This is a genomic window from Bradyrhizobium sp. UFLA01-814, assembly GCF_046718885.1.
Classification (GTDB): domain Bacteria; phylum Pseudomonadota; class Alphaproteobacteria; order Rhizobiales; family Xanthobacteraceae; genus Bradyrhizobium; species Bradyrhizobium elkanii.
In genome coordinates this window covers 1-4,884 of the sequence record NZ_JAQOSR010000309.1, presented here as the reverse complement: position 1 = coordinate 4,884, position 4,884 = coordinate 1, and the positions used below count along the sequence as shown (strand labels likewise).

Below are 4,884 nucleotides of genomic sequence, written 5' to 3'. Positions count from 1 at the left end.
ACCGCAGCGTCGCAGCCCTCAGGGCTGACATCTCCTCGTTCATCGATCGGCACAACGCTGATCCCAAACCCTTCCGATGGACCAAGTCCGCAGACGACATCCTTGCTTCCATCGAGCGCTTCTGCCGATACAATACCCTGGAAAACGGCGACGCGGCGTTGCGAACTTCTGGTTCAGGACACTAGCATCGGTTACCCATCCGCAGCGCGGTTGGGATCACGCTAACTCAACGCAGACAAGAGCCGGCGTTCAAAGACTCTCGAGCGAGCGCTTATCTAGTACCGCTGGGCAAGGTCCACGCTAATAGATGCTGGGCGAGCACGCGGCACTTATGGTCTGGTTCTTGCCCTTGTAGATGCGAGAGGCGGACGCTGAAGGTCTCACTAATACTACGCATGTAACCCGCGGCGCCTTGGATCTAGAATGCTCGATCGACGATGCGGCTTACCATGTAAGCACCACTTATGGTCATACCAGCGCTCTTGCTACGATCGTCGTTCCCCGCGGAATTGTACAGCATCAGGCAGTCGGTGTTGCTGGATGTCACTCCGTGCCGAGGACCGTCGACAGGACAGAGAGTGCCTCCCGCTGAGCGAGTTTTCGACTACTCGCTGTTTGGTCGTATTCGACCATCATATCAAAACGGGGCCGAGCAATGCCGAGCGCCGGAGTGCCAATTCCGAACCGACCAGTCGATAGTTGCGGTTGTACGACTTTCAAACCGGCGTCTTCCACCGAGAACGCGACTTCATCGACTCGGCAACTCTCAAAGTCAACTCGTGCGTCATGAGCTCGCCAAGCGTCGGCGGCCGGACCAGTGCGGCTTTGAGCACTTTCTGTTCTCTTTGAAGTGCGAGATAGTCAAGTCCGCCCGACTAACGGAACGAAGGCCGCCAGTTCCTCAACCAATATGCGAGACCGCCTGCCAGGGGGGCCTCACGCTTACTAGTCTATCTGAATTGGTAGCTGTCCAACGATCTAGGGAGGAGTCTAGTTCATCTGACAGAGCGGCCGGTGGAGTGTTCGCAAGATGTCTATGATAGCTCACCGCGAGCTCGAAATTCTATACGGCGCTGGTGCACCGGCTTACGTTCGGACTGCGTACTCCCATCGACTGGACATTTTCGCAACGCTGAGGCCGGCGTTGACTGCGACTGAATCCTGCGGAGGTGATGGCACTGCGGGCGATATACTTGACAAAAACCGGTCTAGAAAGAATGGAGCAGCGGCGAAGGGCTAACGGCGCAGAGTCAATCACTGATTATAAAATGGAGTCGTCGATGGGAGTGTTGTCGCATCTGCGGGTTATCGAGATCGGTAGCTCAGCTGCAGCCAGCTATTGCGCGCGGCTATTCGCGGATTTCGGCGCCGATGTTCAGAAAGTCGAGCCACCACGAGGAGATCCACTTCGGCGCAGCGCGCCGTTTACGCCTGGCGGCCAGAGCGCTTGGTTTGCATTCCTGAACTTCAACAAGTCAAGCATCGTCATAGATGGTGCTGACGCCGACGCGGTTATGCAGCTGACGGCATTGATCGAGGGGTGCGACATTCTGGTCGACGGGCGGGATGTTGATCCCGCGGATTGCCCATCCGTTGATATCACTGCAATTCGGCAGCGGTGCTCCGGGTTGATCTACCTCGAGGCGAGCTGGTTTGGCCGCGAGGGGCCCTACGCCGGATTCGCCGCAACCGACTCGACCGTCCGAGCGCTTGCCGGCCTCGTCAAGCTGTGCGGGACGGTCGAAGGCCCGCCATCTCACTCGCCGGATTTTCAGACAGGTATCCTTGCCGGCCTATGGGGTTTTATCGCCGCGGCGTCTTCGGCGGTTGCGCGATCGCGGGGTGGGACAGGGCGGTCGTGGTCGCTCAACATATTCGAATCCTGTCTCACCCTCAGCGAGTATCTCATGTTCGAGGCGTTTGAACACGGCGACGTGATGCGCCGGATTGGCATTAACCGCTTTTGGCCGAACTTCCCTACCGGCATTTACGAAACCAAGAAGGGTTGGCTCGGCGTTACGACGGTGGCACCGACACAATGGCGCGCGTTCTGCGACATGCTCGGCTTGGCCGAATTGCGTGATGATCCAACGTTACTCCTCAATGACAACCGTCTGCAACACGCGGAGCAGATTGAACGACAGTTCGTCCCGAGGCTTAAGACGCGAACAGCGCAGGAGTGGTTTGCGGAAGGGCTAAAGCGCAAGATCCCGATCGTCCCAGTACCTGAAATATCCGATCTGCTCCAGGACGCGGAGAAGAGGGAGCGCGGCGCAATCGTACCCGTCCTGCTTGGCGAAGAGGAGGGCCTGACAACTGGCTCCATGCAGCGGTTGACATTGACGCCGCCGCGGCAGGGTGGAAGAGTTCCGGCTCCTGGTGAGCAGCAGGCTTTCGCGAATTACCGAACAGGTCAGGTTCGCACTGCGTCGGCGTCGTCCGGCCGCATCGATATCGGCGGATTGCCATTGCAAGGAGTTCGCGTCATCGACTTTTCGATGGGATGGGCGGGGCCGCTATGTACTCGCACGCTCGCTGATCTCGGTGCTGAGGTCATCAAGGTCGAGGCCATCCAGTATCCAGACTGGTGGCGCGGCCTTAATCGGCCTGCTGGTTTCGTAGCCGGCCAGATGTACGAAAAGGCGTTACGTTTCTGCATGATGAACCGAAACAAGCGTGGCATTACGCTCGACTTGAAGCGCACGGAAGGCCTAGCGCTTGCCAAACGGCTTTTGGCGGGAGCCGATATTGTTGTCGACAACTATTCGGTCGATGTGCTGCCCCGACTCGGGCTCGGCTACGATGTGCTCAGAGTGCTCAACCCTCGCCTCATCATGATGTCGATGTCAGCCTTTGGCACGAACAGCGCCCTCCGTAACTGCCGGGCCTATGGCTCTACTCTCGAGCAGGGCTCGGGGTTACCGAGCGTGATCGGAAACCCCGGCCAAACACCTGTAATGAGCCATGTTGCATTTGGGGATGCCGTGGGCGGATTGAACGGCTGCGCAGCGGTTCTCGTTGCGCTGATTCACGCCCTCACCACCGGGCAGGGACAGTTCATTGACTTGGCGCAGATCGAATGCATGATGCCCTTTGCTGCGCCGTGGATCGCCGTCAATTCGATCTGCGGTACGCCGCCAATCAGATACGGTAATCGACATCCGCAGTTCGTGCCGCACGGCTGCTTCCGCTGTGCGGGCGAGGATAACTGGATCCTATTGGCCGCGACGGACGCAGACATGTGGCAGAGGCTTGCCGTCCTTATCGGGCGGCCAGACTGGGCTGCCGACGCATCGCTGAAATTCGCTGAAGGGCGCCGCGATGTCGAGGACGAGATAGAGAAAGGCATCGAAGGTTGGACGCTCCCCCGCAATGCGGATCAGGCTATGTCCGAGTTGCAGGCCGCAGGGGTTGCGGCTGGCGTGGCCCGCCTGCCAGTTGATCTACTCAATGATCGACATCTCAGGTCGCGTGCGTTTCTGCAGGAAGTCGAACGCGCTTTCGTTGGCTTGCATCCGCAGCCCTCGATGCCAATCCGGGAGGGCACCGGATCTTATGAATTACGCGCAGCCGCGCCAACGCTGGGACAACATAACGGAGAGATCCTGTCAAGTGTTCTCGGGCTCTCTGACGCAGAGATCGCGCATTTGGCAAGGGAGGGCATCATTGGAACCGCGATGCTCTCGGAACCTGAACTCACGCAAGGAAGGAGCCTTCGTCAGACTGACAAATCGGGCCAAGGCTGAGGAAATCCCTCCTGCCTGCCCAAGCATTTCGCTTACTCGGTCAACTTCGGTAAAGACGAGATTGTTGCCGATAGTGATCCGAGTTGTGTGGGGCATTCAGCTTGACGCCGATAATGATCGCCGAGAGTGGGCGCACTGGAGGAAGATTGTAGCCTAGCAGGCTGTTGAAGAAGTCGGTAGCGAAGCGTTTCGTATCGTGATTCTCTCGGGCTAGGATTTAACAGGGGAGCGCGATGCGGGGGAGTGACGAACGGTCCGGCTCGCTTTTCAGTTATGTGGACTTGGAGGCCCGGGTTCGCGTCGACGACCCGCTACGGGTGATCCGAGATTTGGCGAATGCGGCGCTGGGCGACCTTTCTGGGGAGTTCGGCAAGCTCTATACGGACTTCGGTCGCCCCTCGATCGCACCGGAGAAGTTACTTCGGGCGATGCTCCACCATGCGTTTTACGGGGTTCGCTGTGAACGGCATCTGATGGAACGGATGGAGTTCGATCTTCTGTTCCGCTGGTTCGTTGGGCTTGGGGTGGACGATGCGGTTTGGGACCATTCGACCTTCTCGAAGAACCGCGACCGGTTGCTTGAGGGCGAGATTGCGGCCAAGTTCCTGAACGCGTTTGGTGCAACCAAAGGTCAAGCGTCTGCTATCGAGCGATCACTTCTCGGTGGATGGTACGCTGATTGAAGCGTGGGCTTCGATCAAGAGCTTCCGGAAGAAGGACGGCAGCGACAAAGACGAGGACGGTCCGGGGCGCAACGCCGAGCGCAGCTTCCACAAGGAGAAGCGATCCAACGAGACCCATGCAAGCACGACCGCCCCTGAGGCGCGGCTCTACAAGAATGGTGACGGCCAGCCGGCCAAGCTGAGCTATATGGGCCATGCGCTGATGGAGAACCGAAATGGTTTAGCGGTTTTGGGTGGGGTGAGCCAAGCGACGGTCACCGCCGAACGGGAGATTGCGCTTGCCATGATCGACAGGCGCGGATGCGCGAAGCGGGTCACTCTGGGGGCGGATAAGGCCTATGACATCACCCAGTTCGTACACGACCTGAGAGATAGATCGTAAGCGGCGTGTCTTCCGCACCTTGTCGGGCGTGAGCTGATCAGCAAGATGCGAGCCTCATTTGTAGTTGGGTTCG

At 58.6% G+C, this 4,884-nt stretch carries 1 protein-coding gene and 2 pseudogenes; all 3 read left to right on the top strand.

Features of this window, described 5'->3' with window-relative positions; translation table 11 throughout:
- Positions 1–185: pseudogene (locus PMN64_RS42050) on the top strand (IS630 family transposase); the annotation flags it as partial.
- A gap of 1,008 nt (positions 186–1,193) precedes the next feature.
- Positions 1,194–3,746: a CaiB/BaiF CoA transferase family protein gene (locus tag PMN64_RS42045; protein WP_411785017.1), complete on the top strand. Its 2,553-nt coding sequence runs from the start codon at positions 1,194–1,196 to the stop codon at positions 3,744–3,746.
- Positions 3,747–3,979: 233 nt separating this feature from the next.
- Positions 3,980–4,805: pseudogene (locus tag PMN64_RS42040) on the top strand (IS5 family transposase); the annotation flags it as partial.
- Positions 4,806–4,884 lie beyond the last annotated feature (79 nt).